General features: G+C 68.7%; 26 protein-coding genes. 11 read left to right on the top strand and 15 right to left on the bottom strand.

Translation table 11 applies throughout. The annotated features are described in order from the left end of the window. The first annotated feature begins 140 nt into the window (after positions 1-140). Positions 141-1196: a YncE family protein gene (locus ACPCHZ_RS10180; RefSeq protein WP_423484598.1), complete on the top strand. Its 1056-nt coding sequence runs from the start codon at positions 141-143 to the stop codon at positions 1194-1196. Positions 1197-1202: 6 nt separating this feature from the next. Here the strand turns inward: ACPCHZ_RS10180 and ACPCHZ_RS10185 are convergent, their stop codons facing one another. From ACPCHZ_RS10185 to ACPCHZ_RS10195, 3 genes are read right to left on the bottom strand one after another with little or no spacing between them, the layout of a single operon-like run. Next, complete coding sequence (locus ACPCHZ_RS10185; RefSeq protein ID WP_364974673.1) at positions 1203-1892, bottom strand: response regulator; 690 nt, start codon at positions 1890-1892, stop codon at positions 1203-1205. Further along, on the bottom strand, positions 1889-3400 hold the full coding sequence (locus ACPCHZ_RS10190) for an ATP-binding protein (protein ID WP_423484707.1): 1512 nt from the start codon (positions 3398-3400) through the stop codon (positions 1889-1891). Before ACPCHZ_RS10190 ends, ACPCHZ_RS10185 begins: the two co-directional genes overlap by 4 nt. Before the next feature lie 58 nt (positions 3401-3458). Further along, positions 3459-4361: an alpha/beta fold hydrolase gene (locus tag ACPCHZ_RS10195; protein WP_423484599.1), complete on the bottom strand. Its 903-nt coding sequence runs from the start codon at positions 4359-4361 to the stop codon at positions 3459-3461. A 104-nt stretch (positions 4362-4465) separates the two neighbouring features. Here ACPCHZ_RS10195 and ACPCHZ_RS10200 point away from each other — a divergent pair, with 104 nt between their 5' ends. Beyond that, a complete protein-coding gene (locus ACPCHZ_RS10200; protein WP_423484600.1) occupies positions 4466-5845 on the top strand; it encodes a cation:dicarboxylate symporter family transporter in 1380 nt (459 codons plus the stop codon). 101 nt (positions 5846-5946) lie between these two features. Further along, positions 5947-6273, top strand: coding sequence for a hypothetical protein (locus ACPCHZ_RS10205; protein ID WP_423484601.1), 327 nt, complete (start codon positions 5947-5949; stop codon positions 6271-6273). Positions 6274-6282: 9 nt separating this feature from the next. On the opposite strand, the gene ACPCHZ_RS10210 is transcribed toward ACPCHZ_RS10205, so the two are convergent. Further along, entirely contained in the window at positions 6283-6603 is a 321-nt protein-coding gene (locus ACPCHZ_RS10210; RefSeq protein ID WP_423484602.1) for a hypothetical protein, read from the bottom strand. Between the two features lie 153 nt (positions 6604-6756). On the opposite strand from ACPCHZ_RS10210, the gene ACPCHZ_RS10215 reads away from it, so the two are divergent. After that, positions 6757-8388 carry a long-chain fatty acid--CoA ligase gene (locus ACPCHZ_RS10215; protein ID WP_423484603.1) on the top strand — a complete coding sequence of 544 codons (1632 nt, stop codon included), beginning with the start codon at positions 6757-6759 and terminating at the stop codon, positions 8386-8388. Positions 8389-8470: 82 nt separating this feature from the next. Here ACPCHZ_RS10215 and ACPCHZ_RS10220 read toward each other — a convergent pair whose 3' ends face one another. Next, the gene (locus ACPCHZ_RS10220) at positions 8471-9661 is read right to left on the bottom strand and encodes a lipid-transfer protein (RefSeq protein ID WP_423484604.1); all 1191 of its coding nucleotides are present in this window, start codon (positions 9659-9661) and stop codon (positions 8471-8473) included. 80 nt (positions 9662-9741) lie between these two features. On the opposite strand from ACPCHZ_RS10220, the gene ACPCHZ_RS10225 reads away from it, so the two are divergent. Further along, positions 9742-10797, top strand: coding sequence for a dihydrodipicolinate reductase (locus ACPCHZ_RS10225; protein WP_423484605.1), 1056 nt, complete (start codon positions 9742-9744; stop codon positions 10795-10797). 9 nt (positions 10798-10806) lie between these two features. On the opposite strand, the gene ACPCHZ_RS10230 is transcribed toward ACPCHZ_RS10225, so the two are convergent. Further along, positions 10807-11847, bottom strand: a complete 1041-nt coding sequence (locus ACPCHZ_RS10230) for a zinc-binding dehydrogenase (RefSeq protein ID WP_423484606.1) — start codon at positions 11845-11847, stop codon at positions 10807-10809. A gap of 39 nt (positions 11848-11886) precedes the next feature. Between ACPCHZ_RS10230 and ACPCHZ_RS10235 the strand changes: the two genes are divergently transcribed. Next, on the top strand, positions 11887-12741 hold the full coding sequence (locus ACPCHZ_RS10235; protein WP_423484607.1) for a patatin-like phospholipase family protein: 855 nt from the start codon (positions 11887-11889) through the stop codon (positions 12739-12741). On the opposite strand, the gene ACPCHZ_RS10240 is transcribed toward ACPCHZ_RS10235, so the two are convergent. The 3 genes from ACPCHZ_RS10240 to ACPCHZ_RS10250 are packed head-to-tail and all read right to left on the bottom strand — an operon-like array spanning position 12738 to position 14572. Further along, positions 12738-13787, bottom strand: coding sequence for a patatin-like phospholipase family protein (locus ACPCHZ_RS10240; protein WP_423484608.1), 1050 nt, complete (start codon positions 13785-13787; stop codon positions 12738-12740). The genes ACPCHZ_RS10235 and ACPCHZ_RS10240 overlap by 4 nt on opposite strands. Positions 13788-13820: 33 nt before the next feature. After that, complete coding sequence (lpqV, locus tag ACPCHZ_RS10245) at positions 13821-14252, bottom strand: lipoprotein LpqV (RefSeq protein ID WP_423484609.1); 432 nt, start codon at positions 14250-14252, stop codon at positions 13821-13823. 47 nt (positions 14253-14299) lie between these two features. Further along, on the bottom strand, positions 14300-14572 hold the full coding sequence (locus tag ACPCHZ_RS10250; protein WP_423484610.1) for a hypothetical protein: 273 nt from the start codon (positions 14570-14572) through the stop codon (positions 14300-14302). 287 nt (positions 14573-14859) lie between these two features. Here ACPCHZ_RS10250 and ACPCHZ_RS10255 point away from each other — a divergent pair, with 287 nt between their 5' ends. Next, positions 14860-15414 carry a cysteine dioxygenase gene (locus tag ACPCHZ_RS10255; RefSeq protein WP_364974640.1) on the top strand — a complete coding sequence of 185 codons (555 nt, stop codon included), beginning with the start codon at positions 14860-14862 and terminating at the stop codon, positions 15412-15414. A gap of 2 nt (positions 15415-15416) precedes the next feature. Further along, complete coding sequence (locus tag ACPCHZ_RS10260; RefSeq protein WP_423484611.1) at positions 15417-15791, top strand: rhodanese-like domain-containing protein; 375 nt, start codon at positions 15417-15419, stop codon at positions 15789-15791. Here the strand turns inward: ACPCHZ_RS10260 and ACPCHZ_RS10265 are convergent. The 4 genes from ACPCHZ_RS10265 to ACPCHZ_RS10280 all read right to left on the bottom strand — a co-directional run bounded on the left by ACPCHZ_RS10265 (position 15788) and on the right by ACPCHZ_RS10280 (position 20612). After that, complete coding sequence (locus ACPCHZ_RS10265; RefSeq protein ID WP_423484612.1) at positions 15788-16891, bottom strand: hypothetical protein; 1104 nt, start codon at positions 16889-16891, stop codon at positions 15788-15790. The two genes, ACPCHZ_RS10260 and ACPCHZ_RS10265, sit on opposite strands and share 4 nt — an antisense overlap. 188 nt (positions 16892-17079) lie before the next feature. After that, positions 17080-18780, bottom strand: coding sequence for an alpha/beta hydrolase (locus ACPCHZ_RS10270; protein WP_423484613.1), 1701 nt, complete (start codon positions 18778-18780; stop codon positions 17080-17082). A gap of 9 nt (positions 18781-18789) precedes the next feature. Continuing rightward, the gene (locus ACPCHZ_RS10275) at positions 18790-19566 is read right to left on the bottom strand and encodes an enoyl-CoA hydratase (RefSeq protein ID WP_423484614.1); all 777 of its coding nucleotides are present in this window, start codon (positions 19564-19566) and stop codon (positions 18790-18792) included. Then, a complete protein-coding gene (locus ACPCHZ_RS10280) occupies positions 19563-20612 on the bottom strand; it encodes an enoyl-CoA hydratase/isomerase family protein (RefSeq protein WP_423484615.1) in 1050 nt (349 codons plus the stop codon). The genes ACPCHZ_RS10275 and ACPCHZ_RS10280 overlap by 4 nt, the downstream gene beginning before the upstream one ends. A 172-nt stretch (positions 20613-20784) precedes the next feature. Between ACPCHZ_RS10280 and ACPCHZ_RS10285 the strand changes: the two genes are divergently transcribed. Continuing rightward, entirely contained in the window at positions 20785-21624 is an 840-nt protein-coding gene (locus ACPCHZ_RS10285; protein WP_423484616.1) for a Bax inhibitor-1/YccA family protein, read from the top strand. A gap of 164 nt (positions 21625-21788) precedes the next feature. After that, positions 21789-22634, top strand: a complete 846-nt coding sequence (locus ACPCHZ_RS10290) for a hypothetical protein (RefSeq protein ID WP_423484617.1) — start codon at positions 21789-21791, stop codon at positions 22632-22634. A gap of 65 nt (positions 22635-22699) precedes the next feature. Here the strand turns inward: ACPCHZ_RS10290 and ACPCHZ_RS10295 are convergent, their stop codons facing one another. Both ACPCHZ_RS10295 and ACPCHZ_RS10300 read right to left on the bottom strand, forming a co-directional pair. Next, positions 22700-23917 (bottom strand): acetyl-CoA C-acetyltransferase, encoded by a 1218-nt coding sequence (locus ACPCHZ_RS10295; protein WP_269892458.1) that lies wholly within the window; start codon positions 23915-23917, stop codon positions 22700-22702. Positions 23918-23950: 33 nt separating this feature from the next. Further along, positions 23951-24913 carry an SGNH/GDSL hydrolase family protein gene (locus ACPCHZ_RS10300; RefSeq protein WP_423484618.1) on the bottom strand — a complete coding sequence of 321 codons (963 nt, stop codon included), beginning with the start codon at positions 24911-24913 and terminating at the stop codon, positions 23951-23953. 193 nt (positions 24914-25106) lie between these two features. On the opposite strand from ACPCHZ_RS10300, the gene ACPCHZ_RS10305 reads away from it, so the two are divergent. Then, positions 25107-26159, top strand: a complete 1053-nt coding sequence (locus tag ACPCHZ_RS10305; RefSeq protein ID WP_423484619.1) for an alpha/beta hydrolase — start codon at positions 25107-25109, stop codon at positions 26157-26159. The last annotated feature ends 7 nt before the right edge of the window (positions 26160-26166 follow it).

Genomic DNA, 26166 nt, shown 5'->3' on the forward strand with positions numbered 1-26166 from the left:
ACTGCCGCGATCGCGTGAAGTCGGTGACTAATGCGCCCAATTCACGTCGCTACACTCGACCGGGACCGCGCCCAGGAGGCGCAGAGACAGCTGCAATCGAGAGCCGGCGCACAGCCATGCCGGCGGAGGTGCCCAACACCATGGCAAATATCTTCACCCGCGCAAGCCGCGCCGCCCACGACGAGCCGTTAGACGACGTCATCACCACCGACCATGACCTCACCGTCATCGGATCGGTGGCGATCGGCCGACCCATCGGCGATCTGACCGTCGATCCCGACAGCGGAGCGGTCGTCGCGACGCACCTCGGCGTGCGGGCGGTGTCGGTCCTCGACGCCGATGCGGCGGCCGTCACGGCTCTTGTCCGCGCGCCGGGGGAACCGTTCGCCGTAGCGGCGACCGGTGACCGCGCATACGTGACGACGATGTCGTCGACCACGGACGGCGTCGCGGTGATCGACACGGTCGGCGCCTCGGTGCTGGCCGAATACCCGCTGGCGTTCGGCGTCACAGCAATCGCGGTCAGCCCCGACGGCAAGAAGGTCTTCGCGGGCCGCACCGGCTACGACCACGTCGACGTCGCCGTCATCGACACCACGGCGGAGCGGGCGGGCACCATCGACCTGGCCACCGGCCCCGGGATCAACGTCGACGCGCTGCGGGTCGACGCGGCAGGCAAGCGTCTGTACGTCGCGGCTTCCGACAGCGAAGGCAGTCGCCTCCTGGTGGTCGACGTGGAGACCACCCAGATCGTGGCGACGATCAGGATCGGCGCCCCCATTCGTGACCTCGCGCTCGGCGAGGACGGCACCGCTCACGTGCTCACGTCTCACCGCACCCTCGGCGGCGCGATCGAGATCGTCGACCTGTCGACGAACAGGGTGACCGACACCGTCGAGATCGGCCGCGCACCGGTGCAGCTCGCGCTCAGCGCCGACGGCAGCCGGGCGTACGTCGTCGACTACAACCACGTCGCCGTGCTCTGCACGCGGACCAACGAGGTGCTTCACACCGTGCAGGTGGCAGCTCGCCCGTCGTGCATCGCGCTCAGCGTCGACGGCAGCCGGCTCTACGTCGCCGATTACGCAGGCACCGTGACCGCGTTCGCCGTCGCGGCGATGCAGCCGCTGGTGTACTCCCATACCGCGGCCACCGACCGCATCCCGGCGCAGGCGCGCGAACTCGTCGCGGTCTGACCGGGGTCAGCCCCACTCGTAACGGGTCTTGGGGCGGCCGGCCTTGCCGTAGTCGGTGGTGCGGGTGACGGTGCCGTCGTCCGCGAGCCGCTCGAGGTAGCGCCACGCCGTCACCCGTGACACCCCGATCTGCCGGGCCACCTCGTCGGCCGTCAGACCTTCGGCGGCGTCGCGGACGACGCGGGCGATCTCATCGGTGGTGCCCGCCGCCGCACCCTTGGGTGTCACCGACCTGTCGGTGGCGATGCGCAGTTCGGCCAGCGCGCGGTCGACCTCCACCTGACTGGCCGCATCGGTACCCGCGGGCAGCGCGTCGCGGTAGCGGCGATAGCGCTCGAGGCGGTCGCGGAACGCGGCGAAGGTGAAGGGCTTGAGCAGGTACGCCAGTGCGCCGTGGGACACCGCCGCGCGCACCATCTCCAGATCCCGTTCCGACGTGATCGCGATGATGTCGGGCGCGGGCCGCAACCCCGAAAGCGCTGACGCCAGCGAGATCCCGCTCGCATCGGGCAGGCCGATGTCGAGCAGCACGAGGTCGATCGGACTGTCCGACGCCGCCGCCTCGGCCGCCAACCGCATGCCGTCGCGTGCGGTGTGCGCGACGGCCGCCGTGGTGAATCCGGGCAGCCGGCCGAGATACACCTGATGCGCCTCGGCGATCAACGGGTCGTCCTCGACGATCAGCACCGAGATCACGGCGCCTCCCGCGGCACGGTCACCGTCACCACCGAACCGTAGGTGACGTCGGCGGTCAGCGTGCCCCGATGACGGTTGACCACCTGCGCCACCAACGCGAGGCCGAGGCCGTGCTGGCCGGCGTCGGTGCCGGACTTCGTCGAATACCCGCGCTGCATCGCCCGCCGGAACGTCTGCGTGTCCATCCCGGACCCGCTGTCGGCCACCCGCAGCAGCAGGGTGTCGTCGTCCAGGGTCACGGTCACCTCCACCCACGGGTCGTCGCGGTCGCACGCGTCCATCGCGTTGTCCACCAGATTGCCCAGCACGGTGACCATCTCCTGACCGCTCAGCGGCACGTCGTCGGCGTCCGACGGCAGGTGGGTGTCCTCAGTGACGGTCAGTGCGATGCCCCGCTCGTCGGCCTGCGCGGTCTTACCCAGCAGGAGCGCCACCAGCGCCGGCTCGCCGACGGCCTCCGAGAGACGGTCGACGAGGCGCTGGGACAGCTCCAACTCGCGGGTCGCGAACGTCACCGCGTCCTCGGGCCTGCCCATCTCCACCATCGTGACGACGGTGTGCAGCTTGTTGGCGGCTTCGTGCGCCTGCGCGCGCAACGAGTCGGCGAGCACCTGCAGGGAACTGAGTTCGCCCAGCGCGCCCTGCAATTCGGTGCGGTCACGGACCGTCACCACCTCGGAGTCCGAGTCGGCGACACGTGACCGGTTCACCACCAGCACCCGTTCGTCGGTGACGTGCACCTCGTCGCGTACGCCCGGATCGTGGGCGCGCAGGAAGGCGGGCAGCGCCGAGGCGTCCACCGGGCCGGGTGGCAGCCCGAGCAATCGGCGGGCCTCGTCGTTGACCAGCGCGACGCCATTGCGGTCGAGCACGATCAGGCCCTCCGACACCGAATGCAGGATCGCATCGTGATGCTCGTACATCACCCGCAGTTCGTCGGGCCGCAGCCCGTGGGTCTGCCGGAGCAGGCGGCGCCGGATCAGGAACAGCCCGACCGACGACACCGCCAGCGCCGCAACACTCAGCGCGACGATCGTCGGGACCTGGCCGCGCCACCGTTGCGCGAGGGTCTGCTGGGTGATCCCGGCCGAGACCAGCCCGACGATCTCGCCGGAGCCGTTGCGCACCGGCGCGACCGCCCGGATCGACGGACCCAGGGTGCCGGTGTACACCTCGCTGAACGTCTCGCCGCGCAGTGCCGGCTCCGTCGTGCCGAGGTAGCGCCCGCCGATCTGGCGGGGATCGGTGTGGGTGTAACGGATGCCGTCGGGGGCCATGATGGTGATGAACGCGATGTCGGTGTGCATCCGGACCGCCTCGGTGACCGGCTGCAGAGTCGCTGTCGCCGTGCCGGATTCGATCGCCGACGCCGTCGACGGTGCGTCGGCCAGCGCGGCGGCGATGGCGACCACCTGCTGGCGCGCGGCCTCGTCGCCGTCGCGGCGCGCGTCGAGCAGCGCGAGCACGCTGCCGGCCAGCACGATCACGGCGATCACCACGATCTGCATCGCGATCGCCTGACCGGCCAGCGACCGCGGCCAGGCCCTCCACCGCACCGGGCGCCGCCTAATCCGCGCCGAGATCCGCTGCGGCGATGGCGAACACCTCGTCCGCGCAGCCGACGGCCACGAAGTGGCCGGCCTCCGCCACCGGATGCCACACGGCGCCGGGCATCCGCTCGGCGACCGTCTCGTTGATCGACGCAGGCACCAATCGGTCGTCGAGCCCCTGCCACAGATGCACCGGGCGTTCGATCGCCGTCACGTCGAACGCCCACTGCCGGTACAGCAGATCGGCGTCGCGGACCAGACCCTCACTGCCCTGCGCGAAGCACTCTGCACCCGCGCGGGCGAACACGGCCGCGTTGTCGGCCTGCTGCAGGACCTCTCGGTCGTAATCGTTGACGGCCTTGCGCACTTCGTTGAGGTAGCTGCGCGGGAACCGGGTGGCGGTGAACCCGACCGCCGCGTACATCAGGTGGAAGCCGGGCCGGAAGCGCAGCGCCAGGGTGCCGCCGAACGCGTCGGCTCTCGACAGCCGGCCGGCCGCCCAGTTGTCGCCGAAGGCGCCGTAGCTGCCCGGGGCGAGGCTGCTGACGTGCCGCAGCCGTCCGGCATCGAGGTAGGCCGCGGCGGCCAGTGCCCACGGGCCGCCCTCCGACCAGCCCGTCACGCCGAACTCGTGGCGGCCGAGTGCGTCGGCGACAGTGATCAGGTCCTCGGTCCAGCCGCGGTAGGTGCGGTGGCGCTGCCGGGTGGAGCGCCCGAAGCCGGGACGGTCGACGCAGACGAGCCGCAAGCCTCGGGCCGCCGCCGCGTCGGCGAACAGGCGCGCCTCGAGCCTGCTGCTGGGCCCGCCGTGGTTGTGTAGCACCAGGGGCCCGCCTGGGTCTCCCACGTCGAGATAGCTCAGGGTGCGGCCGTCCGGCGTCATCACCTGCCCGTCGGCGCCGTCCGTGCCGTCGACCACCCCACCGCCTCCCGCTGCACTTAATGAACTAAAGCGTGACCTGGCTCACGTCCTCGCCGAACCTACTTGCAGATCACATTCACTGTCGACCTTGGAGAAGAGCCATGAGCGTGACCCTGGACCCGCCCCCGCCGTCGCAACCCGATCCCACGCCTGCACCGCCCAAGCGCCGCGACCGCACGCACTGGCTGTACATCGCCGTCGTCGTCGCGGTGCTGGCCGGTGTGGTGGTGGGCCTGCTCGCCCCCGAGGTCGGCAAGAGCGTCGGCGTGCTGGGCACGATGTTCGTCGACCTGATCAAGATGATGATCGCCCCCGTCATCTTCTGCACGATCGTGCTGGGCATCGGGTCGGTACGCAAGGCCGCCACCGTCGGCAAGGTCGGCGGGCTGGCGTTCGTCTACTTCCTCGCGATGTCCACCTTCGCCCTCGCCATCGGCCTGGTGGTCGGCAACATCCTGCATCCCGGCAGCGGGCTGAACCTGTCCGAGAGCTCAGCAGGGAAGGGTGCGGAGCTGGCCGAGAAGGCGCACGAATCGGGCGGCATGCTCGACTTCGTCCAGGGCATCATCCCCGAGACGCTGTTCTCCTCGTTGACCGAAGGCAGCGTGCTGCAGGCGCTGTTCGTCGCCCTGCTGGTCGGGTTCGCGCTGCAGGGCATGGGCACCGCGGGCGAGCCGGCACTGCGGGCCATCGCTTCGCTGCAGAAGCTGGTGTTCAAGGTCCTGGTGATGATCCTGTGGCTGGCCCCGATCGGCGCGTTCGGCGCCATCGCCAACGTCGTCGGCCAGACCGGCTGGTCCGCGGTCACGCAGCTGCTCGGCCTCATGCTCGGCTTCTACATCACCTGCATCATCTTCGTGTTCGGTGTGCTCGGCGTCATTCTCCGCGTGGTGTCCGGCGTGTCCATCTTCAAGCTGGTGCGCTACCTGGCCCGCGAGTACCTGCTGATCGTGTCGACGTCGTCGTCGGAATCGGCGCTGCCGCGACTGATCGCCAAGATGGAGCACCTCGGCGTCGACCGCACCACCGTGGGAGTCGTTGTCCCGACCGGCTACTCGTTCAACCTGGACGGCACCGCGATCTACCTGACGATGGCCTCGCTGTTCATCGCCGGAGCGCTCGGCGACCCGCTGTCGGTCACCGAACAGATCGGACTGCTGGTGTTCATGATCGTCGCGTCCAAGGGTGCGGCCGGTGTCACCGGCGCCGGCCTGGCCACCCTGGCCGGCGGCCTGCAGGCGCACCGCCCGGACCTGCTCGACGGGGTGGGCCTGATCGTCGGGATCGACCGGTTCATGTCCGAGGCCCGCGCGCTGACCAACTTCTCCGGCAACGCCGTCGCCACCATCCTCGTCGGTTCGTGGACCCACACGATCGACAAGGGCAGGGTCGACTCCGTTCTGCGCGGCGAGGATCCGTTCGACGAACTCACCATGGTCGACGACGATCACGCCGACACGCGGCAGACCGTCACCGCCTGACCGAGACGCGAAGAGCCCGGCCGACACGTTCGGCCGGGCTTTTTCGTGCGGTGAACCTTTTCGGTGCCTCGCCCGTCGAGCCTCCTGAAGCACAACGACGAATGAAGGGCACGACCATGAAGACCTACCTGTTGATCACCACCGGCATCGCGGCCGCGGCCTGCGCGGCGATCCTCGCACCGGGGACGGTGGCCGAGGCGGCCGCCGAATCGGCGAGCCAGACCATCGCCGTTCTCGAAGCACAGGGTTTCGACGTGAGGGTCAACCGGTTGGGCAGCGCTCCGATCGACGAGTGCGTCGTCACCGACATCAGGAACCCGCGCAGGCAGACCGGATTCGTCCTGCGCGACGAGGACGGCGACAACCCGTTCGCCACCGGCAACAACCGACGCCAGACGATCACCGTCTCGGTGGACTGCTCACGTTGAGCGATCGGTTCAGCGCGAGCAGTTCAGCGACACCGAGATACTGCGGACGACGACCTCGATCAACCTGTCGTCGTAGTCGTCGTCCCACCATCGGTACTGACCGTTGTTGGGTACCAGCCGTGTGGTCTGTTGGGGATTGCGGATCCCGGTGACGGTGCATTGGTCGAGCGGTGCGGAACCGACCCGGTCGATGTTGACCGTGTAACCGGCGTCCTCATAGCGGGTGATGGTCTCCAGCGCCGTTTCCTCGGCCGATGCCAGACCAGCGGGTACGGCCAGCACCCCACACATCGCCAGCGTCGCAGCGCCCAGTGCTGTCTTCGCATTCATGACCGAACCTCCTGGTTCACCTCAACCATCCTCTGAATACATCGCCGGCGGAAGCCCAAACGTTCCTGACGCCGGACGTTCGACAGCACCAATCGACGGACTCCACCGCCGCGCCGGCATTAGCATCGCGCCCAACCGAAGGGGAGGCGTCCGATGCACAGCACCATGCAGGACTGTCCGTTGACGATCGCGGCGATCATGCGGCACGCCGCGACCGTCAACGGCGACCGCGCCGTCACCACTGCCACCGGCGGGGGCGGCTACCGCACGACGAGCTACCGCGAACTCGGCGACCAGGCCGCGCGCCTGGCCAACGCGCTGCGGAGGATCGGTGTCAGCGGCGACGAACGCGTCGGCACGTTCATGTGGAACAACGCCGAACACCTGGCCGCCTACCTGGCGGTGCCGTCGATGGGGGCGGTGCTGCACACCCTCAACATCCGGCTGTCGCCCGAACAGATCGCGTTCATCGCCAACGAGGCCGAGGACAAGGTGATCATCGCCGACGTCTCGCTGGTGGCCCAGCTGGCGCCCGTGCTGCCGCTGCTGGACACGGTGCACACCGTGATCGCCGTCGGCGACGGTGACCTCGATCCGCTCGATTCGCCGCACATGAGGGTGCTGCGCTACGCCGATGTCGTCGCAGGCGAACGTCCGGTCTTCGACTGGCCGGAGATCGACGAGACCTCGGCGGCAGCCATGTGCTACACCAGCGGCACCACCGGCAACCCGAAAGGCGTTGTCTACAGCCACCGCTCGAGCTACCTGCACTCCATGAACGCCTGCACCGCCAACGCGTCGGGCATCGGCTGCAGCGACTCGGTGCTGCCGATCGTGCCGATGTTCCACGCCAACGCCTGGGGTTTGCCGTACGCGGCGCTGATGGCCGGCGCCGACCTGGTGCTGCCCGACCGTTTCATGGACGCCGCGTCGCTGATCGACGTCATCGAGTCGCAACGGCCCACGGTGGCCGGCGCGGTGCCGACCATCTGGAACGACATCCTGCACCGGATCGAAGCGTCTCCTGGCCATGACATCTCCTCGCTGCGACTGATCACCAGCGGCGGATCGGCGGTACCCGTGTCGCTGATGCGGGCCTACGAGCGGCTCGGCGTGCAGATCGTGCAGGCGTGGGGGATGACCGAGACGTCACCGCTGGCGACCGTGGCGCACCCGACCCCCGGCGTGAGCGACGACGAGCGGTGGACGCAGCGCGCGTCGCAGGGCCGCCCGGCGTGCGGGGTCGAGGTGCGGATCGTCGACGACGAGGGCAACCCGTTGCCGCACGACGGCAAGGCGGTCGGCGAGATCGAGGTCCGCGGGCCGTGGATCACCGGCGGCTACTACCGCGGCCGCGACGCGGAGAAATTCGACGACGGCTGGCTGCGTACGGGCGACGTCGGCCGCGTCGATCCGCAGGGCTTCGTCACGCTCACCGACCGGGCGAAGGACGTCATCAAGTCCGGCGGCGAGTGGATCTCGTCGGTCGAACTCGAAAACCACCTGATCGCCCACGAAGCGGTGCTCGAGGCAGCCGTCGTCGGCGTGCCCGACGAACGCTGGCAGGAGCGCCCGCTGGCGGCGGTGGTGCTCAACGAGGGCGCGGCCGCCGACCCCGCCGAACTACGGGAATTCCTCGCCGACAAGGTCGTCCGCTGGTGGCTACCGGAACGCTGGACCTTCGTCGACGAGGTGCCGCGCACCAGCGTCGGCAAGTACGACAAGAAGACCATCCGCGCCCGCCACGCCGACGGCGCCTACGACGTCATCGAACTGCGGGACTGACGCTTCTCTGGCGAGCAGACGCAAATCGTTGCGACACGCCGTCGTTAACGGGCAATTTGCGTCTGCTCACGCTGGAAGGTGACTACCGCTCGGCGCGCTGGTAGGCCGTGACGACGGCCGCGCCGCCGAGCCCGATGTTGTGCTGCAGCGCCGCCGTCACGTTGTCGACCTGACGCCTGTCGGCGGTGCCGCGCAGCTGCCACGTCAACTCCGCGCACTGCGCCAGTCCGGTGGCACCCAGCGGATGACCCTTGGAGATCAGCCCGCCCGACGGGTTGACCACCCAGCGGCCGCCGTAGGTGGTGTCGTTGTTGTCGATCAGCTTCGGCGCCTCGCCCTCGCCGCACAGGCCGAGCGCCTCGTAGAGCAGCAGTTCGTTGGCCGAGAAGCAGTCGTGCAGCTCGATCACCTGGAAGTCGCTGGGGCCGAGACCGGACTGGTCGTAGACCTGGCGCGCCGCCTGCACGTTCATGTCGTAGCCGATGACGTTCTTGGCGCTGCCGTCGAACGTCGACTCGAAATCGGTGGTCATCGCCTGGCCGACGATCTCCACGGCTTGGTCCGCCAGCCCGTGCTTGTCGACGAACGCCTCGCTGGCCAGGATCGCCGCGCCCGAACCGTCGGAGGTGGGGGAGCACTGCAGCTTGGTCACCGGATCAGAGATCATCCGCGCGCCGAGGATGTCGTCGAGGCTGTACTCCTCCTGGAACTGCGCGTAAGGATTGTTCACCGAGTGCTTGTGGTTCTTGTATCCGATCTTCGCGAAATGCTCTGCGGTTGAGCCGTGTTGACGCATGTGCTCGCGGCCCGCGGCGGCGAACATCCACGGCGCCACGGGGAACGCGAACTCCTCGATCTCGGCCAGCGCCTTGATGTGGCGGCCCAATGGTGACTCGCGATCCTCGGCGCCGCCGGCCAGCGCGCCGGGCTGCATCTTCTCGAAGCCGAGCGCGATCGTGCAGTCGGCCAGGCCGCCTCGAATCGTCTGGGCGGCCAGGAACAGTGCCGTCGAACCGGTCGAGCAGTTGTTGTTGACGTTGACCACCGGGATGCCGGTCATGCCCAGCTCGTAGAGCGCGCGGTTGCCCGACGTGGAATCGCCACTGCAGTAGCCGACGTAACCCTGCTGCACCTCGGAGTAGTCGATGCCGGCGTCCTCGAGCGCCTTGGTGCCCGACTCCTTGGCCATCTGCGGGTAGTCCCACCCCTCGCGGCGGCCGGGCTTCTCGAACTTCGTCATCCCGACGCCGACGACGAACACTTTCTCAGGCATGGCTGTGGCCCTTCGCTTATCACCGCAAGTGGTGTAGACCACAATAGAACGCGTTCTAATTCGCCGACAAGGAGGGTGACGTGGGCCTACGGGTCGTGCAGTGGGCGACGGGCGGAGTCGGTGTGGCTGCGATCAAGGGCGTGCTCGAGCACCCCGATCTGGAGCTTGCCGGCTGCTGGGTGCACTCGCCCGACAAGGCCGGACGCGACGTCGGGGAGCTGGTCGGTGTCGACCCGATCGGCATCGCCGCGACCAACAGTGTCGAGGAGATCCTGGCTCTTGACGCCGACGCGGTGATCTACGCGCCGCTGCTGCCCAACCCCCAGGAGGTCGAGGCGCTGCTGCGTTCGGGCAAGAACGTCGTCACCCCGGTCGGCTGGTTCTACCCCGGGGAGAAGGAGAGCACACCGCTGCGCACCGCCGCCGTCGAGGGCGGTGTCACGCTGCACGGCACCGGTATTGCGCCCGGCGGCATCAGCGACAAGTTCCCGCTGATGATGTCGATCATGTCGACCGGAGTGACATTCGTTCGCGCCGAGGAGTTCTCGGACCTGCGCACCTACGACGCGCCGGACGTGCTGCGCTACGTGATGGGTTTCGGCGACACCCCCGAGAAGGCACTCACCGGGCCGATGCAGAAGCTGCTCGACGGCGGTTTCATCCAGTCGGTGAAGATGATCGTCGACACCATGGGCTTCAACGCCGACCCGCAGATCCGCGCCACCCAGGAGATCGCCGTCGCGACCGCGCCCATCGACTCCCCGATGGGCGCCATCGAACCCGGCCAGGTCGCGGGCCGCAGGTTCCACTGGGAGGCTCTCGTCGGCGACGAGGTCGTCGTCCGGGTCACCGTCAACTGGCTGATGGGACAGGAAAACCTCGATCCACCATGGGATTTCGGACCGGCCGGCGAGCGTTACGAGATGGAGGCGAAGGGCAACCCGGACTTCGCGGTCACCATCAAGGGCTTTCAGCCCGAGAGCGTGGCGGAAGGCTTGGAGTGCAACAACGGCATCGTGGCCACCGCGGCGCACTGCGTGAACTCCGTCCCCGCGGTGTGTGCGGCCGCACCGGGCGTCGCCACCTATCTCGATCTGCCGTTGATCAGCGCCAAGGCGGCGCCGCGGCTGCGCTGAGCCGACGAGCTACGGCTGCACCAGGATTCGGATCGGATCGCCGTCGGCGTTCTCGAGCTTCTCGATGCCGAGCGCCACGTCCTCCAGCGGTACGACGGCACTGATCGAGCGCGACAGGTCCAGCCGGCCGAGTGAGACCAGTTGGGCCAGTGTGCCGATGTCGGAGTTCTGGTACCCGAGGTGGCCGAGCACCTGGCGCTTGAACAGGTTGAAGATCGAGGTCGGACCGATGGTGGGAGCGTCGGCGCTCATCCCGACACCGACGAGCCTGCCGCCGACGGTGAGGCTGTTCAGCGCCTGCTCGAACGTCGACCCGAGGCCGACCGCGTCGAACGCGACGTCGAGGTTGCGCCCGCCGGTGACCTCGGCGATCTTGCCCGCGAGGTCGGGGTCGCGCGCGTCGAACGCATGGTCGGCGCCGACGGCCAGCGCCCTGTCGAGGATGGCGGGTTTGATGTCGACCGCGACGATCGGCGCGGCGCCGACCAGCCGGGCGAGCTGGATCATGTGGGTGCCCAATCCTCCGACACCCCATACGCCGACGGACTCGCCGATACCGACCCCGGCCGTCCGGACCACCGCTCCGTACGGCGTGGAGACGGCGTCGGCCAGGATCGCGGCCTGCTCCAAGGGCACGTTGTCGGGAATCCTCGTCAGCCCGAACGCCTGGGCCACCGTGTACTCGGCCCAGCCGCCGTCGTAGGCGAACGCCATCAACCTGATCCGCAGGCAGTTCGACATGTCGCCGCGGCGGCAGTTGACGCATTCCAGACAAGGCTTGCCCGCGGCCACCACCACGCGGTCGCCCTCCGCCCAGCCGGTGACGCCGGGCCCGATGGCCGCGACGGTGCCCGACGTCTCGTGGCCCTGGGTGACCACCGGCAGCTGCGAGGGAAACGTGCCGTTGATCAGGCTCAGGTCGGAATGGCAGATGCCGCAGAAGGCGACCTTGACCAGCACCTCACCCGGACCAGGCTCAGGGATCGGGACGTCCTCCACGGCGACGGTCCTGGTGTCGGCGTAGAAGCGCTGAGCGCGCATGGTGGCCATCCGACTCACGGTAGGCGACTGCTGGCACACTCGGGACCCGTGACAACGAAAACGGCACTGGTCCTCGCCGGCGGCGGGATCGCGGGCATCGCCTGGGAGACCGGCATTCTGCGGGGCATCGCCGACAGGTCGCCGTCCACGGCGCAGGCACTTCTCGACGCCGATGTGCTGCTGGGCACCTCGGCCGGATCGACGGTCGCCGCGCAGATCAGCAGCGGCACGAGCCTCGACGCGCTGTTCGACCGTCAATTGGCCACGGCGTCGGCGGAACTGAGTCCGGCCGTCGGAATCGACGGCATCGTCGAACTGTTCGTCGGCGCGATGGCACAGCCCGGGTTGACCACCACAGAGAAGCTGCAGCGGATCGGTGAGATCGCGGTGTCCACCCCGACAGTCGACGAGCGGGTGCGGCGCGACGTCATCGCCGCCCGGCTGCTATCGCACGAGTGGCCCGACCGGGTGCTGCGGATCCCCGCGATCGACACGGCGACCGGCGAACTCGTGGCGTTCGACCGGTCCGCCGGTGTCGGCCTCGTCGACGCCGTGGCCGCCAGTTGCGCTGTGCCCGGCGCATGGCCGCCGGTGACCATCGACGGCCGCCGCTACATGGACGGCGGCGTCGGCAGCACGATCAACCTGCGATTCGTCGACGACTGCGACGTCGTCGTGGTGCTGGTGCCGTCCGGCCGGGACTCGCCGTCGCCGTTCGGTGGTGGCGCCGCAGAAGAGATCGCCGCACAGGGCGACCGGGTGCTCGGGGTGTTCGCCGACGACGACGCGCTCGCGGCGTTCGGCGCCAACCCGCTCGACCCGGCGTGTCGCGTCCCCTCCGCCCATGCCGGGCGCACGCAGGGCCGCCGGGTGGCCGCCGAGATCGCGGCGTACCTCGGCTAGGGGGTCAGCGTCGGGGTGAACCCCGGCGCCTCCAGCTCGTCGAGCGCGTGCGCGGCCAGCTCCCGGCCGACCTGGATGACCTCGGCGGCGCGGTGGAAGTCGAGACTGCGGCAGACCGTTCGCGGCACCTCGATCAGCAGATCCGGCGGATAGCCGGCCAGCGTGTGTCGGGCCAGCGCGGCCTGCGCGATGTCGATGGTGCGGTTCATCACCTCGAAGCTGCTGAGCCGGGGCACCACCACGTCGTCCACCTCGTCGGAGCCGTCCTCGGCTGCGCCGTCCGGAGTGTCCTCGACGATGCCGCCCTGGCCGTCTGTGCCGTCCTCCGGGTCTTCGGTGGTGCCGAACCGGCTGAGCATCGACCGCACCGCCGGCGTGTCGAGCACCGTGCGGGCCGACTTGGTGTCGAGCAGCGCGGATGTGCTGCGCAGCAGGCGGTTCAACCATTCGGAGTTGACCCCGGACTGGTCGCCGTCGGGTTCGGCGCGCCCGCCGGACTCGCTGCCGCTCAGGCTCACCGCGATCGTCAGGTCGGCGTTGACGGCCGAGATCGGCGCCATCGGCAGCGGGTCGAGGATGCCGCCGTCGGCGAGCAACCGGCCGTCCAGCACGTACGGCATGATCACACCGGGGATGGCGATGGAGGCGCGGATCGCCTCGTCGAGCGGACCGCGCTGCAACCACACCGATTTGCCCGCGATCAGGTCCGTCGTCACCGCGGTGTACGGGATCGGCAGGTCCTCGATCGCCACCTCGCCGAGGATCTCGCGGACCGCGTCGATGATCTTCTCGGCGCGCAGCACTCCGGCGGCGGTGATCGCCGGGTCGAGCAGCCGAAGCACCGCACGCTGCGTCAAGCCCTTCGCCCACTCGGCGTACTCGTCGAGCTTTCCCGCCGCGTGCAGACCGCCGACGAGCGCACCCATCGACGACCCCGACACTCCGACGATCTCGTAGCCGCGGTCGCGCAACTCCTCGATCACCCCGATGTGCGCGTAGCCGCGGGCTCCGCCGCTGCCCAGCACCAGAGCGACCCGCTTGCTCATCGCGCTATTGTGCGCCCTCTCGAATCGGCGCGGTCAGCCGCACAGCCCACCGGCGGCCGCCTCGACCGCGACGATCACCGCCGCCTGCCGCGGCGGTGCCAGCTTCGACCACGGCGTCCCGAACGTCCCGGGTCCCGCCGAGTCCGAGCGCTGCAGTTCGCCGAGGTACGGCTCGATCTGCGACGCGAGGTCGCCGCCCTTCTCCGTCATCCACGTCTTGGCGGCGTTGCACGCCTGGAAGTACTCCTCCTCGGTGGACTCCGCGGGCGAGCCGACGGCGGTGGTCACCCCGCCCGGCGTCACCTCCTGCGCGCCCGGCGCCGCCGTCCGGGTCTCCGAGGTAGCCGTCGTCGACGGGCCGGGCTGCGGCGAACTGGCGGGGGCGGCGTCGTCGGAGCCCGACGAACAGCCGGCGAGGGCCAGGACACAGGCGGCCGCGATCACCACTGCGGGGTAGCTGCGCATACCGCTCAATCTAGGCAACGGCGCGATGCGGCCCGCCGCCGCCCGCGTCAGATGCCGGTGCAGATCGACACGAAGGGGATCGGCGCGCACACCCCGATGGAGAAGCCGGGCGTCGGGTCGCCGTTCCACGGCGGCGGCGGTGGCGGGGGTGGCGGGGGTGGCGGCGGCGGGGGTGCGCCCACACATGAGTTGGACGGCGCGTCGTACACCGTGCCGGGGCCGCATTCGGCGGCATTCCCCACACCGGGAGTGGCGACGGTCACGAACAACAACGGCGCGAACGAGGCAGCCGCGGCGACCGCCAGATGTCTGATCTTCATTGCAGGCCTCCTGCAGCTTCTCCCCACGGCCCGACCCCGACTTTACCCCCGGGAGGCGGTGTCGAACCCACGCTTCGACACCTGTCTGCACCGCTTCGGCCGCGCCGGCGCTCGCGACCCGACCAGCGCATTTCAAGATTCACCCTGAGGTTAAAGCCGGCGTCTACCGGGCGGTCCCGGGCTGTGGAACACTTGGCGCTGTGACGAAGACGACTGACCGTCTGGAGTGTTGTCGGGCCTGACGCCCGCCCCCGATCCGTCCCGTCACACCCCTTTGGAGCTCCTCCATGGTTTCCGCGGTTTCCACGCGTCCCCTCACGCTGCCGCCCGTCGCGGTCGCCCCCGCCGTCTCGGCGCCCACCCGGCTCCGGCTGCCCGACCTGCTGCACGCCACCGACGCAGGCGCGGACGAGGTGCTCAGCGGCCGCTACGACCACCTGCTGCCTGCCCGCGGCGTTCCGCGCGACGACCGCTGGTTCACCCGCATGTACGGCGACGACGAACTCGACATCTGGCTGATCAGCTGGGTGCCTGACCGGTCGACCGAACTGCACGACCACGGCGGATCGCTCGGTGCGCTCACTGTCGTGTCGGGGTCGCTGTCCGAAACCCGTTGGGACGGCGAGGCGTTGCGGCGCCGTCGGTTGTCCGCGGGCGATCAGGCCGGCTTCCCGCTGGGCTGGGTGCATGATGTGGTGTGGGCGCCCGATCCGGTGCCGACGCCCACGCTCAGCGTGCACGCCTATTCGCCGCCGCTGACGGCGATGTCGTACTACGAGGTCACGGAACGGCAGACGTTGCGGCGCAACCGCACCGAACTCACCGAACACCCGGAGGGATGAGCATGCCCAGCCGTATCGACCGCATTCTCGAGGGTGCGCGATCGCGCCTCGACCGGATGCCGGCGCGCGACGTGCCCGTGGCGCTCGAGCGTGGCGCCCTGCTGGTGGACATCCGCCCGCAGGCGCAACGGGCGCGCGAGGGCGAGGTGCCTGCCGCGCTGGTGATCGAACGCAACGTGCTGGAGTGGCGCTGCGACCCGACCAGTGACGCGAAGATCGCCCAGGCCGTCGACGACGACGTCGAGTGGGTGGTGCTGTGCTCGGAGGGCTACACCTCGAGCCTGGCCGCTGCTGCGCTGCTCGATCTCGGGCTGCACCGGTCGACCGACGTCATCGGCGGCTACCACGCGTTGAAGGCCGAAGGCGTCCTCGTCTAGCTCTCCGCGTCGGCTTCGTTCTTCTTTTTCTTCTGGTCTGCGGCCGGAGCGGAGTCCGATGTCGCACGATCGGTCCTGGACCGGATCTGGTCCGTGGCCTTCTCGACGCGGTCTTGGATTCGCGTTCGAAGGCTCTTCCGCGGAGTCTCCGACGTTGACTCCGTCGCCTCGCCACGCTCGTCCCTCGCCTGCTTCAGATTGCCCCTGATCTCGCGGAGCACACCGAATGGGCGCAGAAGCCGCTTTTCCGCCTTCGGCGTCGAGGTCGGCTCAGCGGGTTCGACGTCGACGGTCGCGGTATCGACCACGGCGGCGCCCGTCTCGAGTTGCGGATCGACCGGAGCCGCCGGCTTCGGCGTGACTGTGTCCACGACGGTTTCGATGCTGCTGCCGGGTTGCGCCTCGACCACAGGCCCGGTCGGTTCGGCCGGATCGATAGCGACGTCTTCCTTCGCCTCCGGCACCACCTCGGTCTTCGCCAGACTCACGTCGACCAACGTGGTCGATCCCACCGGTGGCCGCTCCTCGTCGTGGTACGGAAGCAGATCGGACAGATTGCGGAGGAACTCCCGCGCCGACGTGCGGAAGGCCTCATAGCCCTCGGCGAACTCCGTCGACCCGGGAAACGGCGGAAGCGGAGGGAGATTCGGCAGGAAGAAGTTCAGCTCGTCGATTCCCAGCTGGATGAGCGCGTCCACGCTCCACGAAACACCCTCGGCGAGATTCGTCCAGAAGTTGCCGTCGCCGTCGATCCAGTCGAGCGTGTTGTGGACGATCGCATGGACGATGCGCTCGCCGAAGTTGTAGAGGATCATCACCTGGGGTGCGAGCCACCCGACGTACGGGATCCATCCCACGGCGTACTCGCCGAGTTCGAAGCCGTACCGAACCCACGGCTCGATGGCGTGATACGCCGCTTCGAGACTGCCGGCCACCGAGCCCGGCGTCGGCACCGGCCCAGTCACCGGCGGCTGCGGTACCGGACGGTTCGCGCTGGGCCAGAAGGTCTGCTGCCACCACTCGTACAGTTCGGGGAACTGGCTCGTCTGCGCGGCGGGCCGGACGTCGGCCACGTACCGCACGGCGGCTGTTTCCGTCACGGGTGGCGTCACCGTCGGCGATGCGACAAGCGCACTGATTCCGACGACCGCGATTCCGGTGCAGATCGATCTTGAGACAAGCGTCATGATTGCTCCTCAAATTGACGCCGATGCAGCGAACATAGCCCTCGACCCGGGAAATAAGGGCATTTGCGCAAAATTGCTCGGCCGATCGTTGATCGATCTTGTTAGCTGCTCTCGCCGGAACGCAGCGTCGGACGCAGGCGCTCGGTCTTCTCCGGCGTCCAGCCCGGCGGCTGCAATATCGCCGCCCAGGCGTTGGCGACGTCCCTGACGTAGACATGGCCGTGTCCGTCAGGCACGTCGATCGCCACCGCCATGTCGGCCGACACCTGCAGGAACGTCACCACCGGAATCCACTTCATCCGCGGGGTGCGGTCGTAACCGGGCGGTTCCTCGAGCCAGTCGGGCCGGGCGAACAGCAGTTCCGGGTTCCACCACGAGATCGGATCGGAGGCGTGCTGCAGGTACACCGCGCGCGGCACACCCCATGGATCGGCGGGCCGGTCGAGGTTCTCCGGCCGGGCGGCGAACCGGACGTTCTCACCCTTGTCGTAGATCGGCAGCCACTCCGGTGATACGGCGTCGCGGTTGAGGGTGAGGTCGGTCCACATCGTGTTGTTGAACGTCGGCCCGCTGAACAGCGCGCCGTCCGTGCGGGCGACGAGGTTGTTCAGCGCGAGGAACGGCGCCTCGCCGCCGAAGGAGCCGAGGCTCTCACCGAACACCACCAGCCGGGGCCGCTGCGCTTCGGGCATCGCCCGGATGAGCCCGTCAACGGCTTCGAACAGCGCCTGCCCGGCTTGGCGGGCGTTCTCCTTGTCGACGAGGAACGACAGCCAGCTCGGCAGAAATGAGTACTGCATCGACACGATCGCGGTGTTGCCGTTGAACATGTACTCCAGCGCGGCGGCCTCGGCGCCGTTGATCCAGCCGGTGCCCGTCGAGGTGGCCACCGCGACCACCTCACGTTCCAGGCCGCCGGTGCGCAACAGTTCCTGCGCCGCGAGTGCGGCGGTGGCCTTGATGCCGTCGGCGGAATTCAGGCCCGCGTAGGCGCGGATCGGCTCGACGGCCGGCGCGCCGTTGAACCGTGTGAGCCGCTCGGTCGTCGTCGCGCCCGAAACGAACACCCGGCCCTGGTGGCCCAGCGACTCCCAGCTCACCAGTGACTGCGGCCCGCCGGACTGCAGCGCCGACGTGGGCGCCGCGAAATCCGGGTCGGTTTCGTCGTTCACCGCCTCGAAGGTGTTGTTGATCGTGCTCATCGCGAAGCGGACGACGACGCCGTTGAGGATCGCGATCGTCAGCACGAGCAGCAGGGCCACCACCACGACGGCCGAAACCCGCGGTGGGGCAACGCGTTCGAGCTGGCGCATCAGGAACAGGATCAGCTTCCGGATGAGCTGGCCGATTTCCACGAGGGCGAACAGCACCACGATGGACAGCACCGCGGTCAGCGGATGGTCCCAGAATCCCAGCCGCGGCACCCCCATCAGGTCGCGGACCTGGTCCTGCCACACGTGGAAGTACACGATCATCAGCACAGTCCCGATCACGCCGACGACGAGCAGCCCGAGCCACGCCCACAGCGGGGCGCGCGGGCTGGTGTTCCTGGAGAGCATGAAGCGGACCAACCACACCCCGAATACACCGAGCGCGTAGCCGAATGCACCTGCGCCGCCGCTGACGAGGCCCTGGAACAGCGGTCCGCGGGGCAGCAGCGACGGGGTCATCGAGAACCACAGGAACACCAGCCCGACGGCTGTGCCGAAGAACGTGTAACGGCGTAGCCACCACGGTCGCTTGGCGGGCGGCGGTTCCTCCTGCGGGGGCGCCTGCGGTTCGGCCTCCGCGGTCTCGGTCACCAGAGCACTTTAGCGATGGGTGAAGTTCGGTGGGCGCTTCTCGCTGAACGCCGCCATCCCCTCCTTCTGATCCGCCGTGGCGAAGGTGGAGTGGAAGAGCCTGCGCTCGTAGAGCAGGCCTTCGGAGAGTGAGGATTCGAACGCGCGGTTGACGGCCTCCTTGGCCATCCGGGCGGCGTTGAGGGACATCCCCGCAATGGTCTTGGCTACGGCGTTGGCCTCGTCGAGCAGCGTGTCGGCCGGGACGAGTCGCGACACCAGGCCGCTGCGCTCGGCCTCCTCGGCGCCGATCGTGCGCCCGGTGAGGATGAGGTCCATCGCCTTGGCCTTACCGATCGCGCGGGTGAGCCGTTGCGAGCCACCCATACCGGGCAGCACGCCGAGCTTGATCTCGGGCTGGCCGAACTTCGCGGTGTCGGCGGCGATCAGCAGGTCGCACATCATCGCCAGTTCGCAGCCGCCACCCAGTGCGTAGCCGGCGACGGCCGCGATGGTGGGGGTGCGGGTGGCCGCGAATGTGCCCCAGGGAGCGAAGAAGTCGGCCGCGAAGACGTCGGCGAACTCGAGGGTCGCCATCTCCTTGATGTCGGCGCCCGCGGCGAAGGCCTTCTCGTTGCCGGTGACGATGATGGCGCCGATGCCCGGATCCTGGTCGAGTTCGGTTGCCGCCGCGCCGACTTCGGCCATCACCTGGCTGTTGAGGGCATTGAGTGCCTTCGGCCGGTTCAGGGTGATGGTGCCGACGCGGTCGTCGCGGGTGACGAGGATGGTCTCGTAGGACGTCACGGTGTCTCCTCCGGGAAGGTCAGATCGGGGTCGGCGGGGGCGAAATAGGCGTCGACTTCTTCCTCGGTGACGGCGTCGATCGAGGGGGGCGACCACTTCGGGTTGCGGTCCTTATCGACCAGTTGCGCGCGGATGCCCTCGACGAGGTCGTGCGAACGCAGCGACGCGCACGACGTCCGGTACTCCTGGCGCAGCACGTCCTCCAGGGTGGCGAGTTCACCGGCGCGGCGCACGGCTTTGAGCGCAACGGCCAGCGAGACGGGGGAGCGACCGACGATGAGGTCGGCTGCGTCGTTGGCCGGCTTGGCGTCGTGGCCGCGCAGTGCCGCCACGATGTCGGCGATGGTGTCCCCGGCGTAGCACTCGTCGATCCAGTCGCGCTGCTCGAGCAGGGTGCTCGCAGGCGGCTCGACGGCGTGGGTCTCCAGCGCGGCCTCGACCCCGTCGGCGACGACTGATTCTGTGAAGGCTCTCAGCGATTCGTGCGGCACATAGTGGTCGGCGAAGCCCATCGCGATGGCGTCGGCGCCGGAGAACGGTGCACCCGTCAGTGCGGCGTGCAGGCCGAGCAGACCGGGCGCACGCGCGAGCAGATAGGTGCCGCCGACGTCGGGGATGAAGCCGATGCCGACCTCGGGCATCGCCATCTTGGTGGTGTCGGTGACGACGCGGACGTCGCCGTGCGCGCTGACGCCGACTCCACCGCCCATCACGATGCCGTCCATCACCGCGACATACGTCTTCGGATAGCGGCCGATCACCGCGTTGAGCAGGTATTCCTCGTACCAGAACTGCCGCGCCTCGGAACCGTCGGCCTTGGCGCTGTGATAGATCGCGACGACGTCGCCACCGGCGCACAGGCCACGCTCACCGGCGCCGGTCAGCAGGACCGTGTGGACGTCGTCGTCGCCTTTCCAGGCGTCGAGCGCCTCGGCCAGGGCCGTGACCATGCCGTGGTTGAGCGAGTTGATCGCCTTCGGCCGGTTCAGGGTGACGAGGCCGACGCCGTTCTCGACGGTTACTAGGACATCCTCGTTTTCCTCCATGGGTAGCAATCTAGATCGTCGCCCGACTCTCTGGTCCGACGGGTAATGTTTTGACACGAACCGGCCACAGGAAGTTCCCAGGATCCCTTGCCATCTCGGGAACCAACTCGCTGCCGGTGATCGTTGAGAGTGTGTTCGTCACTCGAACCACAGCACAGGAGAGGATCCGACGGTGCGCGAGAGCAGCAACCCGGTATTCCGCTCGCTGCCCAAGGGGCAGCAGGGCGGATACGCGTCATTCGGTACCGGAGCCGCCGGCTACGGTGCCCAGCAGACATACGCTGAGCCCTATACCACTCAGTACCCCGAGCAGACGGGCGTCGCCCGGCCGCTAACCATCGACGACGTCGTCACCCGCACCGGCATCACGCTGGCCGTGCTGACGGTCTCGGCCGTGGTCTCCTACTTCCTGATCACGCAGAACCTCGGGCTAGCTGTGCCGATCACCCTGATCGGTGCGCTCGGTGGTCTGGCGCTGATACTGATCGCTACGTTCGGCCGGAAGCAGGACAACCCGGCCCTCGTGCTGAGCTACGCGGTGCTCGAAGGCATGTTCGTCGGCGGATTCTCGTTCCTGCTGACCTTTGACATCCAGGGCGCCAGCGCCGGTGGGCTGATCTCGCAGGCGGTGCTCGGCACCTTCGGCGTGTTCTTCGGCATGCTGGTCGTCTACAAGACCGGCGCCATCCGCGTGACGCCGAAGTTCACCCGCATGCTCGTCGCCGCCATGTTCGGCGTGCTTGTGCTCGCGCTCGGCAACTTCGTGTTCTCGATGTTCACCGACGGTGCCGGCCCGCTGCGCGACGGCGGCCCAATGGCGATCATCTTCTCGCTGGTGTGCATCGGCCTCGCCGCGTTCATGTTCTTGCTCGATTTCGACTCGGCTGACCAGATGATCCGCGCCGGCGCGCCGGAGAAGGCCGCATGGGGCATCGCCCTCGGCCTGACCGTCACGCTGGTCTGGCTGTACACCGAAATCCTGCGGCTGCTGAGCTACTTCCAGAACGACTAGCAGCCTTCGCGAGGGAAGCCCGGCACCGGACGAGGTGTCGGGCTTTCTGCGTTCTCGAGGCCTTTCGCGTTGACTTTGTTCACAGATCGCGATTGCTCCACAGATCGCGATCTGAGTGCAAAGTCAACGCGCTTGCCGTCGGTGGCCGCCATGAGGCTGCGGGCATGGACGGCACTCCATTCCTCGGGTCCGAGGCGGTCGCCGCGGGCGCAGTTCCCAAGCACCGCCTGCGGTCCCATTTCCGCGGCATCTTTCCCAACGTCTACGCACCGAGGGACGCCACACTCGACACTCGACAGCGCGCCTACGCCGCGTGGTTGTGGTCGGGGCGCCGCGGTGTTCTCGCGGGCCTGACGGCATCTGCCCTCCACGGCGCCAAGTGGGTCGACGCCTCCCAGCCCATCGAACTGGTCTTCAGCTGTGCGCGTCCGCCTGCCGGCCTACGGACCTACGCGATGGGCCTGGAGCCCGAGGAGTGCGCGGTCGTCGCGGGTCTGCCGGTCACCACGCCGGAACGGACGGCCTTCGATCTCGGCAGGCGTGGCACGGTCGACGATGCCGTCGCACGACTGGACGCACTCGCACGGGCGACGCGTCTCGACCTGGCGAAGGTCGAGGACGTCGCCGGGCGCCACCCACACACGCGAGGTCTGCGCCGACTCGCGGCGGTGCTCGACCTGGTGGATGCGGGCGCCGAGTCGCCGCGAGAAACGTGGCTGCGCCTCCTACTCCAGCGCGCCGGATATCCGCGACCGCGCACGCAGATTCCCGTGCTCAGCCCGGATGGATGGCAGAAGTACTACATCGACATGGGGTGGGAAGACCTCAAGCTCGCCGTGGAGTACGAAGGCGACCACCATCGGACGTCAAAAGAGCTGTACGCCTACGAGATCCAGCGCGCCGAGGACATCCGCGAGCTCGGGTGGCTGGTGATGCGAGTGGCCGCGCGAACCCGTGAGGTCGACGTACTGGACCGCATTCAGCGGGCGTGGCGCATGCGAACGCGTTGACTTTGCACACAGATCGCCGATCCACGTGATTCGACGATCTGTGTGCAAACTCAACGCGCAAAACTCTAGGAAAGCCGCTCCACGATCATCGCCATGCCCTGGCCGCCGCCGACGCACATGGTCTCCAGGCCGAACTGCTTGTCCTGGGTCTGCAGGTTGTTCAGCAGCGTGGCGGTGATGCGGGCACCGGTCATACCGAACGGATGGCCCAGCGCGATTGCGCCGCCGGACACGTTCAGGCGCTCCTCGTCCATCCCGAGCGCACGCGCCGAGCCGAGCACCTGGACGGCGAACGCCTCGTTGATCTCGTAGAGGTCGATGTCGCCGATGCTCATGCCCGCGTTGGCGAGCGCCTTCTTCGACGCCTCGATCGGCCCGAGCCCCATGATCTCCGGTGACAGACCCGACACCCCGGTGGCGACGATGCGCGCCAGCGGCGTCAGGCCCAGTTCGCGGGCCTTCTCGTCGGACAGGATGACCACGGCCGCGGCGCCGTCGTTGAGCGGGCAGGCGTTTCCGGCGGTGACCGTGCCGTTCGGCCGGAACACCGGCTTGAGCTGGCTGATCTTCTCGTAGGAGGTGCCTGCGCGCGGGCCGTCGTCCTTGGACACGACCGTGCCGTCCGGCAGCGTGACCGGGGAGATCTCGCGCTCGAAGAAGCCGCTGTTGATGGCCTCCTCCGCCCGGTTCTGCGACCGCACACCCCAGTGGTCCTGGTCCTCGCGGCTGATGCCGGTGTGCAGCGCGACGTTCTCGGCGGTCTGACCCATCGCGATGTACACGTCGGGCAGCGAGCCGTCCTCGCGCGGGTCGTGCCACTCGTCGCCGCCCGCAGCGGCCTGGTTCGAACGCTCCTGAGCCTCGGCGAACAGCGGGTTCTTCGTGTCCGGCCACCCGTCGGCGTTGCCCTTGGCGAACCGCGACACCGTCTCGACGCCTGCGGATATGAAGGCGTGGCCCTCGCCGGCCTTGATCGCGTGGAACGCCATCCGGGACGTCTGCAGCGACGAGGAGCAGTAGCGATTGACGGTGGTGCCGGGCAGGAAGTCGTAGCCGAGCGCAACGGCCACGGCGCGGCCGATGTTGAAGCCGGACTCGCCGCCGGGCTGGCCGCAGCCCATCATCAGGTCGTCGATGTCGTGCGGGTCGAGCGACGGAACCTTGTCCAGCGCCGCGCGGACCATCTGGGCGGCCAGGTCATCGGGTCGCATGTCGACCAGCGACCCCTTGTTGGCGCGGCCGATCGGCGAGCGGGCGGTGGCGACGATGACGGCTTCAGGCATGACGGCTCCTCAACTTGCTGGTCACCGAAGAACCTAGCTGGCGGGCCCGACGATCGGCGCGGGCACCCCGGTGGTGGGCCGGTGCCACAGCCGCGAGATGCCGCCGATCCGCTCGAGCAGCGAACTGCCCTCGGGTGCTCGCGGCTCCAGCGCGGCGTCGGTGTCCGCGGCGGAGACGCCCAGCGCAGTGCACAACGCCGGCAGCAGCTGGTTGCCCGCCAACGCGTATCCCTCGGCCGAGGGGTGGAACATGTCGTCGGAGATCATCTGGTCCGGCGCCTTGAGGAATTCGGGCGCCAGCAGGTCGGCGAACGGCACCGGCACACCCCCGGCAGCCCGCACCGCGTCGGTCTGGGCGCGCGCCAGCCGCAGTCCGAGAGCGCGGGTGACCATGCGCAGCGGCTGCGGAATCGCGGTCAGCACGCCGAAGTCCGGGCAGGTGCCGACGACGACGACGGCGCCCGCGGTCCGCAACCGTTGCACCCCGGCGCCGAGTCGGCGCGCTGAGGCACCGATGCCGTTGGGGCGGGTGATGTCGTTGGCGCCGATCATGATGACCGCGGCGTCCGGCGGCGGGCCGGCGACGAACATTGCGTCGATCTGGCCCTGCAGACCCTTGGACGTCGCGCCGACGATGGCCTTAGTGCTCAGCCGTATCCGCTTCCCCGACGCTTCGGCCAGCCCGCGTGCCAGCAGCACCCCGGGCACCTCGTCGGCGACCCGGCAGCCGTAACCGACCGCGGTGGAGTCGCCGAAGATCATCAGGTGGATGTCGAACGGCACCCCGCGGGTCCATTTCTCGACCGGTCCGCCGCCAGCCGAGTACACGCCGTCGGCGCGCGGCGGGATGTCGAAGGCCTTCGGGATGGTCTGACGCGCCTGGTCGGCCTGCCCGACCAGCAGGTTTCGCGCCCCGATGTAGGCAGAACCCGTTGACGCCAGCGTGGCCGCAGCGGCGAGAGCGACGGTCGACTTGCGCGGTGCACGTATGCCCACGCGGCCAGTTTAGGTGCCCAAACGGTCATCGACCGCGTGGCGACGCCAACTGGCAGTCACGGTGCGGTATCAACTCCGGTACGAAAATGGTTTAACAGGCTAGGAAACCGGTTACAGATGTCAAGCTAAGTTACCGAGGTTGGCTGAAACAACATGCACCCGGGGCACTACAACGGCGTAGGAAGTGGTGGCGATGACCGCACCTAGTAAGGTTCCGAGCACCCCTCGTGCTGCTATTCATGCAGCTAGAGCCAACAAACCGCGCAGATTTCCCGTCAGTGACGGGGCTCCGGTCGAGGTGGTCGAGGACGGCCCGAGCCTCGGCGGACGGCTGGTCGCACTGGCCGCGATGGCCACTATCAAGCCAACTCTGGCCATCGGCAGCTACGCCCCCAAGATGCCATGGCCGTGGGGAATCGTTGATTTCGCATGCAGAGTGCTGCGGCCGCCGCCGGGCACCGTCCGGGCGACGATCGGGCTGACCCACTGCAACGCACAGCTGGTGCGGGCCCCGGGGGTACTGCCCGCCGACGGCAAGCGCAGCGTCATCCTGTACCTGCACGGCGGCGCATTCATCACCTGCGGGGTGAATTCCCACCACCGCATCGTCAACGCGTTGAGCGGCTACGCCGACAGCCCCGTGCTGGTGGTGAACTACCGGATGATCCCCAAGCACTCGGTGGGCCAGGCCGTCGACGACTGCTACGACGCGTACCAGTGGCTGCGGCTCAAGGGCTACGAGCCCGACCAGATCGTGCTGGCCGGCGACTCCGCGGGCGGCTACCTGTCGCTGACGCTGGCCCAGCGCCTGCTCGCGGAGGGTGAGGAGCCCGCGGCGATGGTGACCATGTCGCCGCTGTTCGAGATCGACAACCAGCGCCGTGCCGACCACCCGAACGTACGCAGCGACGCGATGTTCCCGGCGCATGCCTTCGGGGCGCTGGTCGACCTCATCGAGCACGCCAACCGGCGCAATCCGGTCGACGGCGCGGCGCCGGAGATCTACGAACCGCTCGACCACATCGAACCCGGCCTGCCTCGCACGCTGATCCACGTGTCCGGCTCAGAGGTTCTGATCAGCGATGCGCGAAAGGCCGCCCGGCTGCTCGCGGAGTCGGGTATCCCGGTCGAGATCCGCGTCTGGCCTGGTCAGATGCATGTTTTCCAAATTGCTTCGCCGATGGTGAAGGAGGCGACGCGGTCGCTGCGCCAGATCGGCGAGTACATCCGTGAGGCCACGTGGTGAGCTGATC

It is taken from the genome of Mycobacterium sp. NPDC050041 (assembly GCF_049541695.1).
GTDB lineage: Bacteria > Actinomycetota > Actinomycetes > Mycobacteriales > Mycobacteriaceae > Mycobacterium.